Here is a 347-nt window from a genome sequence, read left to right on the forward strand (position 1 = left end):
CTGGCCTTCATGGCGCGCCGCCAAGGCCGCTGAGAAGAGGATTTCCCCTGCCCCGGTCCCCCGCCGGAGAAGCCTTTTCCCGATTGCCGCCCGCCCGGCCCGGCGACTAGGCTTGCGCCACATCGGAGGGAGGACACCATGAGCGATCAACAGGGTTTCGACACGCGGGCGATCCATGCGGGGGGGGCCGCCGATCCGGCGACCGGGGCGCGGCAGGTGCCGATCTATCAGACGACGGCCTATGCCTTCCGCGACGCCGACCACGCCGCGCGCCTGTTCAACCTGCAGGAGGTCGGATACATCTATTCGCGCCTGACCAACCCGACCGTCGCGGCCCTGCAGGCGCG

The 347-nt window shown here is 70.0% G+C and carries 1 protein-coding gene; it reads left to right on the forward strand.

The annotated features are described in order from the left end of the window. Window positions 1-138: 138 nt before the first annotated feature. Window positions 139-347: PLP-dependent transferase (locus TW83_RS16315; protein ID WP_045983840.1), on the forward strand; the 209-nt coding region annotated here is incomplete at its 3' end.

Source organism: Paracoccus sp. S4493 (genome assembly GCF_000967735.1).
Taxonomy (GTDB): domain Bacteria; phylum Pseudomonadota; class Alphaproteobacteria; order Rhodobacterales; family Rhodobacteraceae; genus Paracoccus; species Paracoccus marcusii.